Origin of the sequence: Halomonas sp. H33-56 (assembly GCF_040147035.1) — a bacterium.
Taxonomy (GTDB): Bacteria; Pseudomonadota; Gammaproteobacteria; order Pseudomonadales; family Halomonadaceae; genus Halomonas; species Halomonas litopenaei.
Map to the genome: position 1 here is coordinate 1,120,523 of NZ_JAMSHP010000001.1, position 19,469 is coordinate 1,139,991.

At 63.9% G+C, this 19,469-nt stretch carries 17 protein-coding genes; 15 read left to right on the plus strand and 2 right to left on the minus strand.

Annotation, left to right across the window (positions count from 1 at the left end; translation table 11 throughout):
• Positions 1 to 87 precede the first annotated feature (87 nt).
• From NFH98_RS05055 to NFH98_RS05085, 7 genes are all read left to right on the plus strand, one after another.
• Positions 88 to 1,146, plus strand: a complete 1,059-nt coding sequence (locus NFH98_RS05055; protein ID WP_213231550.1) for a type 2 periplasmic-binding domain-containing protein — start codon at positions 88 to 90, stop codon at positions 1,144 to 1,146.
• Positions 1,147 to 1,242: 96 nt separating this feature from the next.
• The gene (locus NFH98_RS05060; RefSeq protein ID WP_213231548.1) at positions 1,243 to 1,677 is read left to right on the plus strand and encodes a tripartite tricarboxylate transporter TctB family protein; all 435 of its coding nucleotides are present in this window, start codon (positions 1,243 to 1,245) and stop codon (positions 1,675 to 1,677) included.
• 14 nt (positions 1,678 to 1,691) lie between these two features.
• On the plus strand, positions 1,692 to 3,242 hold the full coding sequence (locus NFH98_RS05065; protein ID WP_045991806.1) for a tripartite tricarboxylate transporter permease: 1,551 nt from the start codon (positions 1,692 to 1,694) through the stop codon (positions 3,240 to 3,242).
• Positions 3,232 to 4,821: a galactarate dehydratase gene (gene garD / locus NFH98_RS05070; RefSeq protein WP_349622304.1), complete on the plus strand. Its 1,590-nt coding sequence runs from the start codon at positions 3,232 to 3,234 to the stop codon at positions 4,819 to 4,821. Before NFH98_RS05065 ends, garD begins: the two co-directional genes overlap by 11 nt.
• Positions 4,822 to 4,864: 43 nt before the next feature.
• Entirely contained in the window at positions 4,865 to 6,190 is a 1,326-nt protein-coding gene (locus NFH98_RS05075; RefSeq protein WP_348827701.1) for an enolase C-terminal domain-like protein, read from the plus strand.
• A gap of 102 nt (positions 6,191 to 6,292) precedes the next feature.
• Positions 6,293 to 7,870, plus strand: a complete 1,578-nt coding sequence (locus NFH98_RS05080) for an aldehyde dehydrogenase (NADP(+)) (RefSeq protein ID WP_349622305.1) — start codon at positions 6,293 to 6,295, stop codon at positions 7,868 to 7,870.
• 323 nt (positions 7,871 to 8,193) lie between these two features.
• Positions 8,194 to 8,529 carry a type II toxin-antitoxin system HicB family antitoxin gene (locus tag NFH98_RS05085; RefSeq protein WP_222515517.1) on the plus strand — a complete coding sequence of 112 codons (336 nt, stop codon included), beginning with the start codon at positions 8,194 to 8,196 and terminating at the stop codon, positions 8,527 to 8,529.
• 66 nt (positions 8,530 to 8,595) lie between these two features.
• On the opposite strand, the gene NFH98_RS05090 is transcribed toward NFH98_RS05085, so the two are convergent.
• Positions 8,596 to 9,567 (minus strand): AEC family transporter, encoded by a 972-nt coding sequence (locus tag NFH98_RS05090; RefSeq protein WP_315900711.1) that lies wholly within the window; start codon positions 9,565 to 9,567, stop codon positions 8,596 to 8,598.
• Positions 9,568 to 10,069: 502 nt separating this feature from the next.
• Between NFH98_RS05090 and NFH98_RS05095 the strand changes: the two genes are divergently transcribed.
• The 3 genes from NFH98_RS05095 to NFH98_RS05105 all read left to right on the plus strand — a co-directional run bounded on the left by NFH98_RS05095 (position 10,070) and on the right by NFH98_RS05105 (position 12,951).
• Positions 10,070 to 10,876 (plus strand): alpha/beta fold hydrolase, encoded by an 807-nt coding sequence (locus tag NFH98_RS05095; RefSeq protein WP_045991800.1) that lies wholly within the window; start codon positions 10,070 to 10,072, stop codon positions 10,874 to 10,876.
• A complete protein-coding gene (locus NFH98_RS05100; protein WP_349622306.1) occupies positions 10,873 to 11,745 on the plus strand; it encodes an alpha/beta fold hydrolase in 873 nt (290 codons plus the stop codon). The genes NFH98_RS05095 and NFH98_RS05100 overlap by 4 nt, the downstream gene beginning before the upstream one ends.
• Positions 11,746 to 11,922: 177 nt before the next feature.
• Positions 11,923 to 12,951, plus strand: coding sequence for a patatin-like phospholipase family protein (locus NFH98_RS05105; RefSeq protein WP_045991798.1), 1,029 nt, complete (start codon positions 11,923 to 11,925; stop codon positions 12,949 to 12,951).
• A gap of 114 nt (positions 12,952 to 13,065) precedes the next feature.
• On the opposite strand, the gene NFH98_RS05110 is transcribed toward NFH98_RS05105, so the two are convergent.
• Complete coding sequence (locus NFH98_RS05110; RefSeq protein WP_045991797.1) at positions 13,066 to 13,653, minus strand: Smr/MutS family protein; 588 nt, start codon at positions 13,651 to 13,653, stop codon at positions 13,066 to 13,068.
• A gap of 264 nt (positions 13,654 to 13,917) precedes the next feature.
• On the opposite strand from NFH98_RS05110, the gene prmB reads away from it, so the two are divergent.
• The 5 genes from prmB to phaC all read left to right on the plus strand — a co-directional run bounded on the left by prmB (position 13,918) and on the right by phaC (position 19,399).
• The gene (gene prmB, locus NFH98_RS05115; RefSeq protein WP_231498478.1) at positions 13,918 to 14,889 is read left to right on the plus strand and encodes a 50S ribosomal protein L3 N(5)-glutamine methyltransferase; all 972 of its coding nucleotides are present in this window, start codon (positions 13,918 to 13,920) and stop codon (positions 14,887 to 14,889) included.
• Positions 14,890 to 14,899: 10 nt separating this feature from the next.
• Positions 14,900 to 15,985 carry a chorismate synthase gene (aroC, locus tag NFH98_RS05120; protein ID WP_108131481.1) on the plus strand — a complete coding sequence of 362 codons (1,086 nt, stop codon included), beginning with the start codon at positions 14,900 to 14,902 and terminating at the stop codon, positions 15,983 to 15,985.
• A gap of 131 nt (positions 15,986 to 16,116) precedes the next feature.
• Positions 16,117 to 16,497 carry a hypothetical protein gene (locus tag NFH98_RS05125; RefSeq protein WP_045991794.1) on the plus strand — a complete coding sequence of 127 codons (381 nt, stop codon included), beginning with the start codon at positions 16,117 to 16,119 and terminating at the stop codon, positions 16,495 to 16,497.
• 284 nt (positions 16,498 to 16,781) lie between these two features.
• On the plus strand, positions 16,782 to 17,324 hold the full coding sequence (locus NFH98_RS05130; RefSeq protein ID WP_045991793.1) for a phasin family protein: 543 nt from the start codon (positions 16,782 to 16,784) through the stop codon (positions 17,322 to 17,324).
• A 236-nt stretch (positions 17,325 to 17,560) separates the two neighbouring features.
• On the plus strand, positions 17,561 to 19,399 hold the full coding sequence (gene phaC / locus NFH98_RS05135) for a class I poly(R)-hydroxyalkanoic acid synthase (protein ID WP_222515515.1): 1,839 nt from the start codon (positions 17,561 to 17,563) through the stop codon (positions 19,397 to 19,399).
• The last annotated feature ends 70 nt before the right edge of the window (positions 19,400 to 19,469 follow it).

The window sequence follows — 19,469 nt, forward strand, 5'->3', positions numbered from 1 at the left end:
CCTCGATCTGGCCCTTCGTCACGATCCTCCCGTATCGAAGGGCACCACTCGTCCAGCCACCAACAACCATTTCAATGAGGTGACTTCATGAGCATGCCAAGACTCTCTTTGCCCCTGACCCTGACCGCTACCGCCCTGGCGACCTCGCTGGCCCTGGGTAGCGCTGCGGCGCTGGCCGCCGACGGGCCCCTGCGCGGTAACATCCGTGTGGTCATCGGCTCCAGTTCCACCGGTGGCGACACCTACCAGAACTCCGCCATCGTGGTGGACCAGCTGTCCGAGGCGCTGGACCTGAACATGAAGGTCGACGCGGTGGGCGTCAGCGCTGCCTATCGCGCCCTGGATCGTGATCCTCGCGGCAACACTCTGATGATCTTCCATGACCAGGCCTACCTGGGGAATCAGTACGGGGTCGAGGGCTACAAGGACCCGTTCGAGAATTACATCATCGGTCCGACCATTGCGATCAATCCGGGCAATGCCTACCTGGTGCCCAAGGACTCGCCCTACCAGACCCTGGACGACATCATCGAAGCGGTCGGCAGTGGTGAGACCGTGCGCGTGGCGATCCAGCCTGGTGGCGTCTCCGAGATTGGCTACACCGCGCTCAAGAACGCCATCCGCATCGAGCACCCCGGTACGGAAGACAACCTGGTGGCGGTCAACACCGGCTCCCAGGCCGACAAGAACCAGCTGCTGTTCGATGACCAGGCGGACTTGATCAACGGCTCGGTGCAGGCCAACGAGCAGTACACCCGTCTGCCTGAGGATGACCAGAAGGCCATGCGCTTCGTCTGGCTGACCGCACGCCATGACACCCTGCAGCAGGCCAACGAGGAAGGTCTGGGTCAGACCGACCGCGAGACACTGCTGCAGTTCGTCGAGCCCAACGTCGAGGTGACCATGGGAGAGGGCGAGAACTTCGCCTTCGATAAGGAATTCTTTTTCCTCTACAACAAGGACATGAATCCAGAGATCGTCGAGCAGATCGACGCCACCCTGGAAGAGATCTACGCCGAAGGCGAGATCCAGGAGACCCAGAAGACGTCGTTCTTTATTCCTGACTTCATGCCCTCCGACGAAGCCCAGGCCCACCTGCGCGAGAAGGCCGACCGCTACGCCGACATCATCGACAGCATCAAGTAAGGGACCGCTGCCGGCGGCTTGGCCCGCCGGCATCCCTGTTCTTGTCCGTCCACACAACTCGCAAGGCTCTCCCGTCAGGCCTGCCCCGGAGCCGCTATGGAAACCTCACCGTTGAGTGTGTCGATCGACTTCGACAGCTCTCATCTGTTCTTCCCCACGATCATTCACTGGGTATTGGCGTTGCTGTTCGCCCTGATCGTGGTGTTTCGCCTTGTTCCTTTCTTTGCTGCGGTCAAACGCGGCGAGAAAACGTTGCCGATCATCGGCGAGTCCATGGACGGATTTCGTTTCTTCGGCACCCTGGTGCTGATCACCGCCTATTTCGTGCTCATGTCGGTGGTGGGGAACCTGTTCCCCTATACCGGCTACGGCTTTCTGTTCGTGTCCATCGTCTTTCTGTTCTTGATGTCGATGATGTACATGCACACCCGTACCCGCCGCAAGGTGATCACCGCCGCGATCAATGCCGTGGTGGCACCCTCACTGGCCTGGCTGATCTTCGCCAAGCTTTTTTACATCACCTTGCCGTAGGGGAGAGTTGACCCATGGAACTTCTGTCCTACCTCGATATCACCTTCTTCCTGCTGGCCGCGATCGGTGCCCTGATCGGCATCATCTTCGGCGCTATTCCCGGCATGACCGCCACCATGGCGGTGGCCGTGTGTCTGCCGCTGACCTACGCCCTCGGCCTCGAGCATGGCCTGGCACTGCTGCTTGGCCTCTACGTCGGTGGCATCTCCGGCGGTATGGTTCCGGCGGTGCTGCTCAATATTCCCGGCACGCCCTCGTCGATCACCACCACCTTCGACGGCTACCCCATGGCGCAGAAGGGCCAGGGCGAGAAGGCCCTGCGCGTATGCGTCGTGGCGTCGCTGGTGGGTGGACTTGTCAGTGCCCTGGTGCTGTTCTTCTTCGCTCCCTTGCTGGCCGAGTTTTCGATCAAGTTCTCCTATGTGGAGAAGTTTCTGATCATCTTGCTGGCGCTGACGGTCATCGCCTCCATGTCCAGCAACATGTTGATCGGTATCTTCAGCGGTGTACTGGGCATCTGGCTGAGTCTGATCGGCACCTACAGCCTGTCCGACGGCGGTAACGGCAAGACGCGGCTGATGTTCGACTTCATGCAGCCCTATCTGGTGGACGGCTTTGCACTGCTGCCGGTGTTGATCGGGATCTTCGGCATCTCGACCATCCTGCTGGAGGCAGAGAAGGGTGTGAAGAGCGGTCTGTCCGGCGCCAAGATCGAGATGGGCAAGGGCGGTGGTTTCACCTTCGGCCTGTTCAAGGGCCGCCTGACCAACCTGATGCGCTCGTCTTTCATCGGCACCTTCGTCGGGATGCTGCCGGGGGTCGGCGGCAGCGCCGCCTCGGTGCTTGCCTACACCCAGGAAAAGAACCTGTCGCGGGATTCCAGCCAGATGGGCAAGGGTGCGCCCCAGGGGCTGATTGCTTCCGAGTCGGCCAACAACGCCTTGACCGGTGGCGCCCTGATCCCGCTGTTGTCGCTGGGGATCCCCGGGGACTCCACCACGGCGGTGTTGATCGGTGCCTTCACCCTTCAGGGCATCCAGGTGGGGCCGTTGTTCATCCCGGAAAACCAGGACACCTGGACGGTGATGATGATCGCTCTGGTGTTCGCCAACATCGTGATGTTCTTCCTGATGTTCTACGCCATCAAGTACATCGCCCGGGTGGTGCTGGTGCCCAAGTACGTGCTCTATCCGATCATCGTGATGATGTGCGTGGTCGGCGCCTATGCCATCAACTACGGCATCATGTTCGACGTCTGGACACTGCTGATCTTCGGCATCTTCGGTTATCTGATCGAGAAGATCGGGCTCGAGGTCGCGCCTTTGATCATCGGCTTCATTCTGGGCAGCTCCGCCGAGGTGTACTTCGTCAAGAGCCTGGAATCCTTCGGCACCTTCTCGATCTTCTTTACCAAGAGCCCCATCGCGCTGGTGCTGTGGGGGCTGATCGCCGCGTCCATCGCCTTCTCCATCGTGCTGGGCATCAAGACCCGTGCGCGTCAGAAGATGGAATTGAGTCAGGTGTCTGGCACCACTTCTGGATCGGGAGAACGTCATGACGGCTGAACCCAGGACCAACGAGAGCCGCGTGATCCGCGTCCATCCAGGCGACAATGTCGCCATCGTGGTGGGCCAGGGCGGATTGCCCCGGGGTACCCAACTGGATGATGGCGTGGCGCTGGTGAGCGACATTCCCCAGGGCCACAAGGTGGCCCTGGCGGATATCGCCGAAGGTGAGCGCATCCTGCGCTACAACGAGGTGATCGGCACGGCGCTGTCGGCCATCCCGCGCGGTGGCCACGTCAACGAGAACAACGTCAGGCTGCCGATACCACCGAAGCTCGACGAGCTGCCTCTGGCGACCCGCAAGGCGCCGGTGGTCGAGCCACTCGAGGGCTACACCTTCGAGGGCTTTCGCAACCCTGACGGCAGCGTCGGCACCAGGAATGTGCTCGGCATCACCACCAGCGTGCAGTGCGTGGCCGGTACCGTCGATCACGTGGTGGCGAAGATCAAGCGAGAGCTATTGCCGCGCTTCCCCAACGTCGATGACGTGGTCGGGCTCAACCACAGCTACGGCTGCGGGGTGGCGATCGGCGCGCCGGCGGCGATCGTGCCCATCCGCACGCTCAGGAACCTGGCGCTGAACCCCAACTTCGGTGGCGAGGTCATGGTCATCGGCCTTGGCTGCGAGAAGCTGCAGCCCTCGACTCTTATCGAGGACCGCCCGGTCAAGATTTTTGAGCGCAGCGAGGATGCCGCCACAGGTTCCGCCAACGACGACGCCAACGTGTTGAGTCTGCAGCACGAGTCCTTCGAAGGTTTCGGCGAGATGGTCGACGGCATCATGGCCATGGCCGAGCGCCACCTTGAGCGGCTGAATCGTCGCCGCCGGGAGACCTGTCCGGTGTCGGAGCTGACGGTGGGCATGCAGTGCGGCGGCAGCGACGCCTTTTCTGGGGTAACCGCCAATCCGGCGGTGGGATTTGCCACCGACCTGATCGTGCGTGCCGGCGGCAGCGTGATGTTTTCCGAAGTCACCGAGGTGCGCGACGCCATCCATCTGCTGACGCCTCGAGCGGTAGACGAGGAGGTCGCTCGGGCGCTGATCGAGCAGATGGCCTGGTACGACGACTATCTGGCCCAGGGCCAGGCCGATCGCAGCGCCAATCCGTCGCCGGGCAACAAGAAGGGCGGGCTCAGCAATATCGTCGAGAAGGCGCTCGGCTCGGTGATCAAGTCCGGCAACTCACCGATCGTCGACGTCATAGGACCCGGCGAGCGCCTGCGCAAGCGCGGGCTGACCTTTGCCGCCACCCCGGCCAGCGACTTTATCTGCGGCACCCTGCAGGCGGCGGCGGGCATGAACCTGCAGGTCTTCACCACCGGGCGCGGTACCCCCTACAACCTGGCGATGACGCCGGTGATCAAGGTTTCCACCAACTCGACCCTGGGGCGTCGCTGGCACGATCTGATCGACCTGGACGCGGGGCGCATCGCCACCGGCGAGGCCAGCATCGAGGACATCGGCTGGGAGCTGTTCGAGATGATTCTCGAGGTGGCAAGCGGCCGTCACCAGGTCGCCGCCGACCGCCTGGGTCTCTACAACGACCTGGTGCTGTTCAACCCGGCGCCGGTCACCTAAGCGCTTCATCATCTTTAACCGAACTACCAAGAGGCAAGATTCCATGTTCCCCAAGATCACCAAGATGAACATCGTGCCGGTGGCCGGCGAAGACGGTTTTCTGCTCAACCTGAGCGGTGGCCATGCCCCCTGGTTCATCCGCTGTGTGCTGGTGCTGGAAGACGAGTCCGGCAATCGCGGCGTCGGCGAGATTCCCTCCAGTGACGGCATCCTCAAGGGGCTTGAGCAGTGTCGTTCGCTGGTCGAGGGCGCACGGGTCAACGAGGTCAAGCAGGTGCTGAGCCAGGCTCGCCAGGCGCTGTCGCAAAACGGCCCGGAGGAGCGCGGTCGGCAGACCTTTGATCTGCGCGTGGCGGTACACGTGGTTACCGCCATCGAGTCGGCACTTTATGACCTGTTCGGCCAGGCGCTGGGCATGCCAGTGGCCGACCTGCTCGGCCAGTACGGACGTCAGCGTGACGAGGTAGAGGCACTGGGCTACCTGTTCTTGCTCGGCGATCCGGACAAGACCGACCTTCCCTATCCCAAGGTCAGCGACCCGATAGACGCCTGGGACGAGGTGCGGTACCAGAAGGCGATGACTCCGGAGGCGGTGGCCAACCTGGCCAAGGCCGCCTACGCGCGCTACGGCTTCAAGGACTTCAAGCTCAAGGGGGGCGTGCTGCGCGGCGAAGAGGAGGCCGACTGCATCCGCGCCCTGCACGAGGCCTTCCCCGAGGCACGTCTGACGCTGGATCCCAACGGTGCCTGGTCGCTGGATGAGGCGGTGCGAGTGCTCGAGCCGATCAAGGAACTGTTGAGCTATGCCGAGGATCCCTGCGGCCAGGAAGGCGGCTACTCCGGTCGCGAGACCATGGCCGAGTTCAAGCGTCGTACCGGCCTTGCCACCGCCACCAACATGATCGCCACCGACTATCGTCAGCTGAAGCTGGCGGTCCAGCTTAACTCCGTGGACATCCCCTTGGCGGACTGCCACTTCTGGACCATGCAGGGGGCCGTGGCGGTGGGCGAGCTGTGCAACGAATGGGGCATGACCTGGGGCTCGCACAGCAACAACCACTTCGACATCTCGCTGGCGATGATGACTCACGTCGCCGCTGCCTGTCCTGGCGAGATCACCGCCATCGATACCCACTGGATCTGGCAGGACGGTCAGCGCATCACCAAGGAACCGTTCAAGATCGAAGGCGGCAAGCTGAAGGTGCCGACCACGCCAGGCCTTGGCGTCGAGCTCGACGACGACAAGCTGATGGAGGCCCATCGGAAGTACCAGGGCCTCGATGTCACCAGCCGCAACGACGCCATGGCCATGCAGTACCTGATCGACGGCTGGGAGTTCGATCCCAAGCGTCCTGCCCTGGTGCGTTAGCCTCGACTCGATGGCTCAGGTGCGAAAGCCCCGGTGAGGACGAAAGCCGACGGCCTTTACCGACGCTCACCCCGTCGAACGTCACACGACAGGAGAAGATTCATGAAACTGGAAGGAAAGCAGCTGATCGGCAGCCAGGCCGTCGAGGCCAAGGGCGAGCCCATCCACGCCGTCAATCCGGCCACCGGCGAGACCCTCGAGCCTGGCTACAAGGCAGGTTCCAAGGCCGAGGTCGAGCGCGCCTGCGAACTGGCCTGGGCGGCCTTCGATAGCTACCGCGAGACCGGCCTCGAGGCCCGTGCGACCTTTCTCGAGACCATCGCCGAGGAGATCGAGGCGCTCGGTGACGCCCTGATCGAGCGGGCCATGCAGGAGTCCGGCTTGCCCCAGGCACGTCTTGAGGGCGAGCGTGGCCGTACCTGCGGCCAGCTGCGCCTGTTCGCCTCGGTGGTACGCGCCGGCGAATGGCTCGACGTGCGTCACGATCCGGCGCTGCCGGACCGCGAACCGATGCCGCGGGTCGACCTGCGCCAGCGCCATATCGCCCTGGGTCCGGTGGCGGTGTTCGGCGCCTCCAACTTCCCGCTGGCGTTCTCGGTGGCCGGCGGCGACACCGCCTCCGCCCTGGCCGCCGGCTGTCCGGTGGTGGTCAAGGCCCACTCGGCCCACCCCGGCACCTCGGAGCTGGTCGGCCGCGCGCTGCAGAAGGCGGTGGCCCGCTGTGAACTGCCGGAAGGCGTGTTCTCGCTGTTGTTCGGTTCCGGTCGCGAGGTCGGCCAGGGCCTGGTCAGCGACGCGCGGATCAAGGCGGTGGGCTTCACCGGCTCGCGCAGCGGTGGCACCGCCCTGATGAAGACCGCCCAGGCGCGTCCCGAGCCGATCCCGGTGTACGCAGAGATGAGCTCGATCAATCCGGTGTTCCTGCTGCCCGAGGCGCTCAAGGCCCGTGGCAAGGAGCTGGGCGAGGCCTTCGTCGGCTCGCTGACCATGGGGGCCGGTCAGTTCTGCACCAACCCGGGGCTGGTGATCGCGGTCAAGGGCGAGGCGCTCGACGGCTTCGTCGAAGCCGCCGCCGAAGCGGTCAAGGGCGCAGGCGCACAGACCATGCTGACGCCGGGCATCCACGACGCCTACACCCAGGGCGTCAACACCCTGGGCGGCAGCGACAAGGCCCGTGAAGTGGCGCGCGGCCCCCAGGGCGACGGACCCAACCAGTGCCAGGCCGGCCTGTTCGTGGCCAAGGCCAGCGACTTCCTCAATGATGAGGCGCTCAAGGCCGAGGTATTCGGTTCGACCTCGCTGGTGGTCGAGTGTGCCGACCTGGACGAGGTCAAGGCACTGGCCGAGGGCCTCGAGGGCCAGCTGACCGCGACCCTGCAGATGGACGACGGCGACATCGACGCGGCCCGTGGCCTGCTGCCGATCCTCGAGCGGCGTGCCGGTCGGGTGATGGCCAACGGCTGGCCCACCGGGGTCGAGGTGTGCCACGCCATGGTCCACGGTGGCCCCTATCCGGCCACCTCTGACTCGCGCACCACCTCGGTCGGCAGTGCCGCCATCCACCGCTTCCTGCGCCCGGTGTGCTATCAGAACCTGCCGGATGCCCTGCTGCCGCAAGCGCTCAAGGACGGCAACCCGCTGAACGTCAGCCGCCTGGTGGATGGCAAACGGGACAGGTGAAGGGACTGATGGACAGCGCCAGACGCGCTCGGTGGTGACACCGCTGACGTGAAGACAGCAAGGCCCGGTGAGTCGATCACCGGGCCTTGCTGGTATTGCATTGACGCTCGCACTTTTCAGGTTGCGCAGGAGCGTTCATTTGACTCGAGGTGGTACTAAGCTTTGGTACTGTCGGTGCGTGAAACGAAAACATGCAAGTTTTGAGAAGTGCGCGTGTTGCATCGTCCACACCCGACACCCGACACCCGACACCCGACACCGGATACGGATAAGGGGGCCGTCGCAAGCCTTCGTAAATGGCTGGAAGCAAACGGATTGATGCCATGAACAATGTCATGATGATCAATGGTTATCGCGCCATTATTCAGTATGACCCCGAATTCGAGATGTTTCGCGGAGAATTCACGGGACTCAATGGGGGCGCCGATTTCTATGCCGATAGTGTCTGTGCCTTGCGCAAGGAAGGGGAGATATCGCTGCGTGTCTTCTTGGTTACTTGCCGCGAGATGGGGATCGATCCTGTCAGGGCGTACTCTGGAAAGTTCCAGGTCCGCGTCCCCGAATCGATGCACAAGCAGGCGGTTGATGCAGCCAAGGCCCGCGGCATCAGCCTGAATCAGTTGTTGACGACTGCGCTAGAGAACGAGCTATCGACGTGACGTCGATGAATTGAGGTCAAAACGTACCGAGATTGCTGGACTCATGGGGTGTGCTGGACCCTTTTCTTACACCAGGTCGGCAGCCGTCAACACCATGATCCCCACACTGATGGAGACCAGGCTAAGCAAGGTGCTGAGCATGATGATGCTGGCGGCGAGGCGTTGATTGGCGCCGGCCCCCCTGGCCATGACGTAGGCTACGGCGGCGGTGGGGCTACCGAGAAACAGGAACAGCATGCCGAGTTCGGCGCCCCGAAAGCCCACCGCCAGTGCCAGTGCAACACCGATGGCCGGCATGACGGCAACCTTCCACAGGCTGGCCGACAGCGCCAGGGTTCCGCTCTCACGGGCGGCCTGCAGGCTCAGGCTGCCACCGATGCAGATCAGCGCCAGCGGTAGCGACAGCGAGGCCAGGTAGTCGCCGGATGTCATCAGCCAGGGCGGCAAGTCGAGGTGAAGGTAGGTCAGCGGCAGGGCGGCGACGATACCGATGATCAATGGGTTGGTGGCGACGTCCTTGAGGATCGCCAGGGGACGTGAGCTGACCACCGGACTGTAGACCGACAGTACAATGGCCGACATTACCAGGTTGACGATGATGATGCCGCCGGCCATGACACTGCCGAGCGACAGACCAAAGTCGCCGTACATGTTGGCCGACAGGGCCAGTCCGACGATACCGCAGTTGCCGCGAAAGGCACCTTGCACAAAGACGCCGCGATCCACTCGCGGGCAGCGCCACAGGGCCCAGCCCCAGATGACAAGAAAGATGGCCACCGAGACGACCAGATAGAAACCGACCAGTCCGAGCTTCAGGTCCTGGCCGGGATCGGCGCGCAGCAGGCTCAGGAACAACAGCGTTGGCATGGTCAGGCGAAACACCAGGCTCGAGGCGGTGTCGACGAAGGCTTGATCGATCCAGCCCAGACGCTTCAGAACGGCGCCGATGAAGACCATGGCGAAAACGGGCAGGCTGACGCCGAGGGTGCTGGCAAGGATGCTGATATCGATGGGGAGACCCTCCTGCTCGGATAGCACGCTAAAGGACTTAATATACTATGTATGATTTATAGTTGGGAAGCCTTTGGGTGGACGGCGTCGGGTGAGGTTCTTGGTATGACCGGGAGCGCGGGACTTGGATGGTGGCTGGATTCAGGAATCTGAGGGCCAATCACGGTGCGGTTCGACCAGGGAGAGGGCCGGTCGAAGAAGAGGTGGTGAAGAGGACGTGAAGATGAGGTGAAGAGAACGACTGAAGAGGGCGCACGTCGGGGCTTCTGGTGCGCCCTTGTCAAGAGAGTTCAGCGCGCCAGCCAGAGTCCGATGACCACCGCCACGGCCACGGTGGTGAAGAACAGACGGTTGCGCAGGCGGGTATCGCGGGCGGGTTTACGGGACACGCGTTGCTCCTTGGTAGCGGGGAGTCAGGGGGAATTCCGGGGAATCTAGGCTTTGGTTCACTTGGCGGCCTAGGGTAATGCCGTTAGCCTGCCAAGGCTACAGCGGCGGGTCGCCGCCTCTCATCGGATGAGACAGAATCATGCCAGATACCCCAACCTTGCTGTTCGCCCACGCCAATGGCTTTCCCGGCGGCAGTTACAGAAGCCTGCTGGCACCACTCGCAGAGCGCTTCGACGTCCAGCCGCTCGATCGCCTGGGCCACCATCCCGATTTTCCCGTGGGCCACAACTGGTTGGCATTGCGTGATGAATACCTCGAGAGCACCCGCCACCTGGCCGGACCCTTTATCGGTGTCGGCCACTCCATGGGCGGGGTGATCACCGCCATGGCGGCGCGCCAGGAGCCGGAGCGGTTCCAGGCCGTGGTGATGCTCGACCCGCCGCTGATGCTGGGCATCGACGCCTTGGCCATGCGCGTCAGCAAGTGGCTCGGCATGGTGGATCGAGTGACGCCGGCAGGCAAGAGCAAGGGGCGCCGTACCCGTTGGGAAAGCCGTGATGCGATGCGCGCTCAACTCCGGCGCAAGGGTCTGTTTCGCAGCTTCACCGAGGAGGCGCTGGACGACTACATCGATGCCGGCACCACGACCCTGGAGGACGGCGCGGTGGTGTTGAGCTATGACCCGGATATCGAGGTCGAGATCTTCCGTCATCTGCCCCACCATCTGGATCGTCTGCCCACGGAGGTACGAGTACCTCTGGGTGTGCTGGCAGGGGAGACGTCTGACTTGCTGACCGAGGCACGTTGCCGACGTCTCAGCCGGCGCGGTATCGCCCTGGACAGGGTGCCCGGCAGTCATATGTTTCCGATGGAGCAGCCAGAGGCAACGCGACGCGCCTTGCTTGCCATGATCGACCGTCTGCTGGGCGAAGGGGCAACGCAATGAAGCCAGCGGGAGAAGCGCTTCGCCTGGCACAGGGGCGCCTGGCCGCACTGGCCTGGGGACGCACGGAGGCGCCGGTGTGGCTGGCGCTGCACGGCTGGCTCGACAACGCCGCAAGCTTTGCGCGTTTAGCGCCGGTGCTGGCCGAACGGCTCGATATACGCCTGGTGGCCATCGACATGGCCGGCCATGGACACTCCGAGCGGCTGCCCGGTGACTACGACTACGCCATCTGGGACTACTGCCACGACCTGCTCGATGCACTGGATGATCTCGGACTGGATAGTGCCCCGGTGCTGGCTCACTCCCTCGGCGCCGGGGTGGCCTGCCTGGTCGCCGCGGCCTGGCTCGAACGCATCGAGCGCCTGGTGCTGATCGACGGTCTGGGGGCCTTGACCACCCCACCTGAAGATACCGCTGGCCAGTTGGGGCGTTCGTTGCGGGCCCAGCGTCGCCGTCGCTCGCGGATTCCTCATTATGCCGATCTGGATACCGCGGTGGCGGCGCGGGTCGCCGGTGGCGCCACCCCGGTGGATGCCGAGACGGTGCGCGACATCGTGGCCAGGAACCTGACCCCCTGCGACGAGGGCGGCCTGCGGCTGCGCACCGACCCGCGCCTGCTGCGCCCCTCCCCCGTGCGGCTGACCGATGACCAGGTCGCGAATCTGCTCGAGGCTATTGCCTGCGAGGTACTGCTGGTCGAAGGGCGTGACGGTATTCTCGGGGAACGTCCACGAGGGGTGGCTTCGCGAGCACGCGTTCGCCGCCTGACCCGTCGCGTGCTGGAGGGCGGACACCATCTTCATGCCTCGCCGCAGCACGCCCCCGCGGTGGCCGATGCCATCGTCGAGGCGTTGTCCGCAACACCTTGATCGAAAAGACGATCTTGGCAGCCAGTCGGTGGATGAGTCTTGGCCGCTGCGCCGTGACAGGCCGCGTAAGCTTTTCCACGGTGGGTTAGTCTAAGCTTATAGACAGGCCTGCGAGTGCGAGGCATGCGCTGTTCAAGCGCTGCCCGCGCGGCCAATCCGCAGCAGGAGGGCATTGCCATGACCGTCTATCGCCACGATTGTCCCCCGGGATCGAGCGGCAAGCGCATTGCGCTGACATTGGGTAGTGGTGGTGCCCGAGGCTATGCCCACATCGGTGTGCTGCAGGAATTGGTCGCCCGCGACTATGAAGTGGTGGCTATCTCGGGGTGCTCCATGGGCGCCCTGGTCGGGGGCATCTTTGCTGCGGGGAAGCTCGAGCCCTACCGTCAGTGGGTCGAGGAGCTGGGCTCCTTCGGCGTACTTCGCCTGCTCGACATGTCGTTCACCTCCATGGGTGCCATGCAGGGCAGGAAGGTGATGAGCAAGATCGAGTCGTTTATCGGTGACGTCGCCATCGAGGACCTGCCCATTCCCTTCACCGCGGTGGCGACCGACCTGATGCGCCAGCGAGAAGTGTGGTTTCAGCGGGGGTCCCTGCTCAAGGCTATCCGTGCCTCCATCGCCATACCCGGGGTCTTCACGCCGGTCGAGGATGGGCCTCGGCTGCTGGTCGATGGCGGTCTGCTCAATCCGCTGCCGATCATCTCCAACGTGTCGGTCCACGCGGACCTGGTGATGGCGGTCAACGTCACCGCCAACAGCCCCAACCTTGTCTCTCTCGAGGAGTTGCTGCCGGTGGAGTGCCCGAGCTGCGATGAGGCCCGGGGCGGTAAAGGTACCAACGGAGAGCGCCGCAGGGGCGATCGACGCGGTGCGCTGATGGCGCGGCGTTTTCAGGAAAGCGCCGAATCGGAGGCCGAAGCCGACCGTGCCGAGCGCGGTAATGCCGCGCTGGGGCGCAAGGACTGGGGGCGGCTGGCCACCATCCTGACCTCCTTCGACATCACCCAGGCCGCGTTGGCGCGCTACAAGGAGGCGGGCTATCCGCCGGACATCCTGGTGGAGATACCCAAGACCGTCTGCGGTTCCTTCGAATTCCACCGTGCCAGGGATCTGATCCGTCTGGGGCGTCACCTGACCTGCCAGGCGCTGGATCGCATCGAGACCTGTGGTATCGTCGAGCAGACCGAAAAGCCAGCAGGCTGACCCAGGGCATCGGCCGCGACTTCCAGGCCCATATCGACTGCGCCGCCTCAGCAGCATCTGGGTCGCACCGATGCACCTTCTGACAGGGGGGCAGGGTGTCTGTCTGACCGGGGCTCAGGGCGTTTGTCCGCGCCGTCTCAGCAGCACGTAAACCGCACCGGTGCCGCCTTCGGCGTCGGTGGCCGAACAGAAGGCCAGCACGCTCGGCCATTCTCTCAACCACGCATTGACGTGACTCTTGATCACCGGATAGTCGGCGGTGGCGCCCCAGGCCTTGCCGTGGACCACGATCACGCAGCGATGGCCACTGGCCACCGAGTCACGCAGAAAGCTCTCGAGTTCCGAGCGAGCCTCCTCGAGGCTGTAGCCGTGCAAGTCCAGACCGCCTTCCCAGCCGATCATCCCGCGCTTCAACTGGCTACGGGTGCGATAGGGCAGGTCGGGAAGGGCAAAGTCCAGATACTCCGATGGGCGTACCGGCTCGACTCGGCCATCCGAGGTGCGCCCGGTGGCCACGTCATCACCCGCGCTGACGGCGGCAGCGCGGCGCGCGGCGGCGGCCTGATCTCGCTGGGCACGGGTGGTCGGGCGCGGCTTGCCGGTGTCGGCGCGGTTGTGGCGGATACGACGGACACCTGCCTGCTCCAGGGCCTGGCGAAACGCGCTGATCTCGTCGTCGGGCGGTGGCTGGCGCTGGCTCATGGGGTCCTCGGGTCCGGTAAAAGGGAGGCCCAGTATACCGTGGTGGCCGTGGCAGTGAACCGCCGGCACGGATACAATGCCTTGCGAGTCAGATAGCCATCTATATCGCTATCTCGATCTCTATCTATATCGCTATCCAGGATCTTGCATCTGCCTTCGCCCCTGGAACGGAAGGGACCTTCGCGTGAAGGTCGTCGAAGGCGGTGATGGTCCATGCGATCCTGGCGCACGCCTCTTCTTGAACCCGATCGACAGGATGCCCTCTTGGCCGACTCTTCCTCCTCTCCGTCCACTTCCAGGTCTTCGACGCTGGCGCTCCCCGACGCTGAATTGGCCGACGGCCTTTTCACCCTGCGCGACTGTCTGCGTTGGGCAACCAGCGAGTTTCACCTGGCGGGGCTGACCTATAGCCACGGCACAGACAGCGCCTGGGACGAGGCGGTGGCCCTGGTGCTTGGCGCCTTGCATCTGCCCTGGAACGTGGACCCCGGCGTGCTGGATGCGCGGCTGCTGCCGATGGAACGCGAGCGCATCGTCGGCCTGGTGCGCGCCAGGATCAGCGACAGGCGGCCCTTGCCCTACCTGCTCGGCGAGGCCTTCTTCGCCGGGCTTGTGTTCAGTGTGGACGAGCGGGTGTTGATTCCGCGCTCGCCGATTGCCGAGTTGATCGAGTCGGGCTTTCAGGCCTGGTTCCCCGAGGAGCCGCCTCGGCGCATCCTCGACCTGTGCACCGGCTCGGGCTGTATCGGCATCGCCTGCGCCGAGTATCTGCCTACCGTCGAGGTGGACCTGTCCGATATCAGCCAGGACGCCCTGGCGGTGGCCCGTGAGAACATCAATCGCCACGACGTAGGCCGGCGCGTGCGCGCGGTGCACAGCGACGTCTTCGATGGCCTGGAAGGGCAGCGTTACGACTTGATCGTGTCCAACCCGCCCTACGTCGATATCCGCGACCTGACCACCATGCCGGAGGAGTTCCGTCATGAGCCGGCGCTGGCGCTGGGGGCGGGCAGCGATGGCCTTGATATCGTCAGACGTATCCTGCGCGAGGCAAGAGCGCACCTCAGCGACCACGGCGTGCTGATCGTCGAGGTCGGCAACTCCGATCATCATCTGGAAGCGGCCTTCCCCGAGGTTCCCTTCCTGTGGCTCGAATTCGAGCGCGGCGGTCAGGGCGTGTTTGCCCTCACCGCCGAAGAACTCGACGCCCATGCGGCGTCCTTTGCACAACAATAGAGGAGCGCCCATGTCCGGCAATACCTTCGGCAAGCTGTTTACCGTCACCACCTTCGGCGAGAGTCACGGGCTTGCGCTCGGCGCCATCGTCGATGGCTGCCCGCCTGGCATCGAGCTCAGCGAGGCCGATCTGCAGGCCGACCTGGATCGTCGCCGTCCAGGCACGTCGCGCCATACCACCCAGCGTCGTGAGCCTGATCAGGTGAAGATCCTGTCGGGCGTGTTCGAGGGGCGCACCACCGGTACCTCGATTGGCCTGTTGATCGAGAACACCGACCAGCGCTCCAAGGACTATTCGAAGATCAAGGACCAGTTCCGGCCGGCCCACGCCGACTACACCTATCACCACAAGTACGGCGAGCGCGACTATCGCGGTGGCGGACGTTCCAGTGCCCGCGAGACCGCCATGCGGGTGGCCGCCGGGGCCATCGCCAAGAAGTACCTGGCGAGCCAGGGCATCGTGGTGCGTGGCTACATGAGTCAGCTGGGCGAGCTGGCCATCGAGTTTCGTGACTGGGAAGCGGTCAACGACAACCCCTTCTTCTGTCCCGACCCCGAACGGGTGCCGGAACTCGAGGCCTACATGGACCAGCTTCGCCGTGACCAGGACTCGGTGGGGGCGAAGATCACCGTCACCGCCGAAGGGCTGCCGCCCGGGCTTGGCGAGCCGGTGTTCGACCGCCTCGATGCCGAACTGGCCCACGGCCTGATGAGCATCAACGCGGTCAAGGGCGTCGAGATCGGTGACGGCTTTGCCAGCGTGGCCCAGCGTGGCAGCCAGCACCGTGACGAGATGACCCCGGAGGGTTTTCTGTCGAATCATGCCGGTGGCGTACTGGGAGGCATCTCCAGCGGCCAGACGCTGATCGCTCACCTGGCGCTCAAGCCGACCTCCAGCATCACCATTCCTGGGCGCTCCATCGACGTGGATGGCAACCCGGTGGAGGTGGTGACCAAGGGACGCCACGATCCCTGCGTGGGGATTCGTGCCACGCCCATCGCCGAAGCGATGATGGCGCTGACCCTGATGGACCACCTGCTGCGTCATCGCGCACAGAACAGTGATGTGCGAGTCAGCACACCACGGCTACGCTGAATCGCAGAGCATGACAGGACTGCTACACTCAAGTAACGGTGGCAGGGAAGGTGCAGGATGCAGGCATCTTTGCGCCCGATAGCGCGGGCTACCGGCGCCACACACCGCCATACAAGGATCACGAGGCCAGCATGAAGATCAACGTCGAATTCGATCTGACCCCGGAAGAGTTACGCCAGGCATTGGGGCTTCCCAATATCGAGGCCTTCCAGCAGGACCTGCTCGATCGCATTCATCGGCAGATGGAGTCCGGTGTCGAAGGCTACGATCCGATGAGCCTGATGCAGCCGTTCCTGCAACAGCCGGCGCTGCAGCAGGGACTGTCCCAGGGGCTTGCCAGTTTCGGCAACTATCAGAAGATGATGATGGATATGCTGACCCAGGCCGCCCAGAGCGCCAAGGGGTCTTCTGCCAAGGATGACAAGGCCGAGGAGGCGTCAAGCTCCACGGCGCCGCGGTCCAGTGGGGCGGCCAAGGCCAGCTCGCGCAGCGCCAAGGGCGGCAAGAGCTAGCCAGGTGCTCGTCAAGTGCCTGCCAGGGGCCCGCAGGAAAGCGGCCTCGGGTATGACGGGGAGGGCAGATTCGCCGATAGCGAGGGTGCGGGGCGTCTTGATGCACAATCGCGCAGGAGGCGACGCCTGTCATGGCGTTGTCACCGAGGGTGTGCCAGACTGAGTTTGTTGCGCTGCAACAACGCTGTCCTCAGCATGCTTCCTGGACGGAGGCGCCCTGCGGACTGTGGCAGCGGATTGCCGAGTGGACAGACACCATCGACACGATTCCAGGAGGTTCGGTCATGCAAGACAAGATGTTCGACAACTTCAACGAGCAGACTCGTCAGTTCTTCGAGCCGATGCGCAAACTCAACTCCCTGATGCTGGACAACATGCAGAAGATGTCCCAGTACCAGATGGAGTCGATGAAGCGCTACAGCCAGATGGGTACCGAGCGCATGCGTGAAGCCACCGCGATCAACGACGCCGAGGGGCTGCGCGACTTCTCTACCCGTCAGGCCGAGATGCTCAACGAACTGTCGGCGCAGATGCTCGAAGATGCCCGCGCCATGAGCGAAATGAGCCTCGAGTTCAAGAGCGAACTGGAGTCGCTGTTTGCCGAGTCCGGCCAGCAGCTTGCCGATCAGGCGACCCAGGCCCGCGACCAGGCGACCGAGGCGGTCGAGAAGGCCACCCAGCAGGTCACCGAGGCAGCCGAAAAGGCCACCCAGCAGGCCAGCCAGGCGACTTCACAGGCTGCCTCCCAGGCCTCGTCTCAGACCAGCAGCGCCAGCAAGTCGACCGGCGGAACCGCCAAGGCGACCTCCAGCCGCAAGCGCACCTGAGCCAAGCGGGTCTGAGGCAAGCGGATCTGAGACAAGAGTACTGTTGGACGTGCCAATGAGTGAGCGGCCGCAGGCGAGTGCAGGCATTGGTGTGAAGCGCCTGCCGCACGACGGTATAGACAGCGGCGGCCGACTCGCCCCCCAACAACGATGACGAAACGAGGGTGGATAGCTGTGACGCCGCGAGGCCGACGGTGGTCCACCCTTTTTTGCAGGGCAGGCCAGAGGAGAACGCAATGGCGGCAGGTGATCAGGCGGCGGACAACCCGGAGGAATGGGGCAACCAGCTATCGGTGCTGGGCGCCGAGTACCAGGCGTTGATGGAAGATTTCCTTTCGCGCATGGTGCCCAATGACGCAGCGGATTCGGTGATGGAGGACATTCGCAACAGCTTCCAGGCCGGTGCCGAATCGCTGATGCGCAATCCCACCCTGCTATGGGAGACCCAGGCCAAGCTGATGCAGGATCAGATGGCGCTGTGGCAACAGGCCATGGCGGCGGCCAGCGGTGGCGCTTTCGAGCCCTTGGTGACGCCGTCCCGCGGCGATCGCCGCTTCAAGGACGAGGCCTGGACCAGCGATCCTGGCTACAACGCCATCATGCAGCAGTATCTGCTGTTCTCGAACACCGTCGAGACTCTGGTGGACAAGCTCGACGATCTGAGCCCCGGCGAGAAGCGCAATCTGTCCTTCTACGCGCGTCAGATGGTCAACGCCATGTCGCCGACCAACTTCGTCTCCACCAATCCCGAAGTCATGCGCAAGACCCTCGAGACCCGGGGCCAGAACCTGGTCGACGGTCTGTCGCGTCTGCGCCAAGACCTGGCCAACTCGGCCGAGGGTCTCAACGTCACCATGACCGATCGCAGCGCCTTCGAGGTCGGTGAAAACATCGCGGTGTCACAAGGCGCGGTGGTGATGGAAAACGAGCTGATCCAGCTGATCCAGTACGCGCCCACCACCGAGAAGGTGTTCAAGACGCCGCTGTTGATCGTGCCACCCTGGATCAACAAGTTTTACGTGCTCGACCTGCGCCCGGAAAACTCGCTGGTGAAGTGGCTGGTGGACCAGGGCCACACCGTGTTCCTGATCTCCTGGCGCAACCCCGGACCGGAGCAGCGCGATCTGACCTGGGCGGACTACATGCAGCTTGGCCCGATCGCGGCGCTGGACGGTATCGAGCAGGCCACTGGCGAGAAGTCGGCCAACTTCCTGTCCTACTGCATCGGCGGCACCCTGACGGCCTCGACCATGGCCTACCTGACCAGTACCCGGCGCGGGCGCAAGGCCAAGTCGGTGACCTACATGGCGACCCTGCAGGACTTCCGTGACCCCGGCGAGATCGGCGTCTTCCTGAGCGAACCGGTACTTCAGGGCATCGAAGCCAAGCTCGAGCAGGACGGTTACCTGGATGGCCGCGTCATGGCCTACTCGTTCAACCTGCTGCGGGAGAACGATCTGTTCTGGTCGTTCTACGTCAACAACTACCTGAAGGGCGAGGATCCTGCGGCCTTCGACCTGCTGTACTGGAATACCGACGGCACCAACCTGCCGGCGGGCACCCACGGCTGGTACCTGCGCCACCTGTATCAGGAGAACCAGCTGGTCGAGCCAGGCGGTGTCGAGCTCGACGGCGTCAAGATCGACCTGCGCAAGGTGTCGACGCCGAGCTACTTCATCGCCACCAAGGAAGACCATATCGCCAAGTGGAACAGCAGCTACTACGGCGCGCTGTTGCCCAAGGGCCCGGTGACCTTCGTGCTGGGGGGCTCCGGCCATATCGCTGGCGTGGTCAACCCGCCGCACAAGAACAAGTACGGCTACTGGACCAACGACGAGCTACCCGACAACCACGAAGAGTGGCTGGCCGGGGCCAAGGCCAATGAAGGCTCCTGGTGGCCCCACTGGCAGGAGTGGATGGTCAAGGGTGGCTACGTGGACGCCGACAAGATGGTCGATGCCCGCGAGCCTGGTGGCGGTGAGCTGCCGCTGCTGGAGCCCGCGCCGGGGCGTTTCGTCAAGACCAGCATCCCTGAAGTGCTGGGCGAGGCGGAGGACGACGAGGCCGCCGAGTAACGTTCGTCAGCGTGACAGGCAGGAGGGTATCCGAGGAACGCATCTGGCCCTTGATACCCGCCTGACGCTC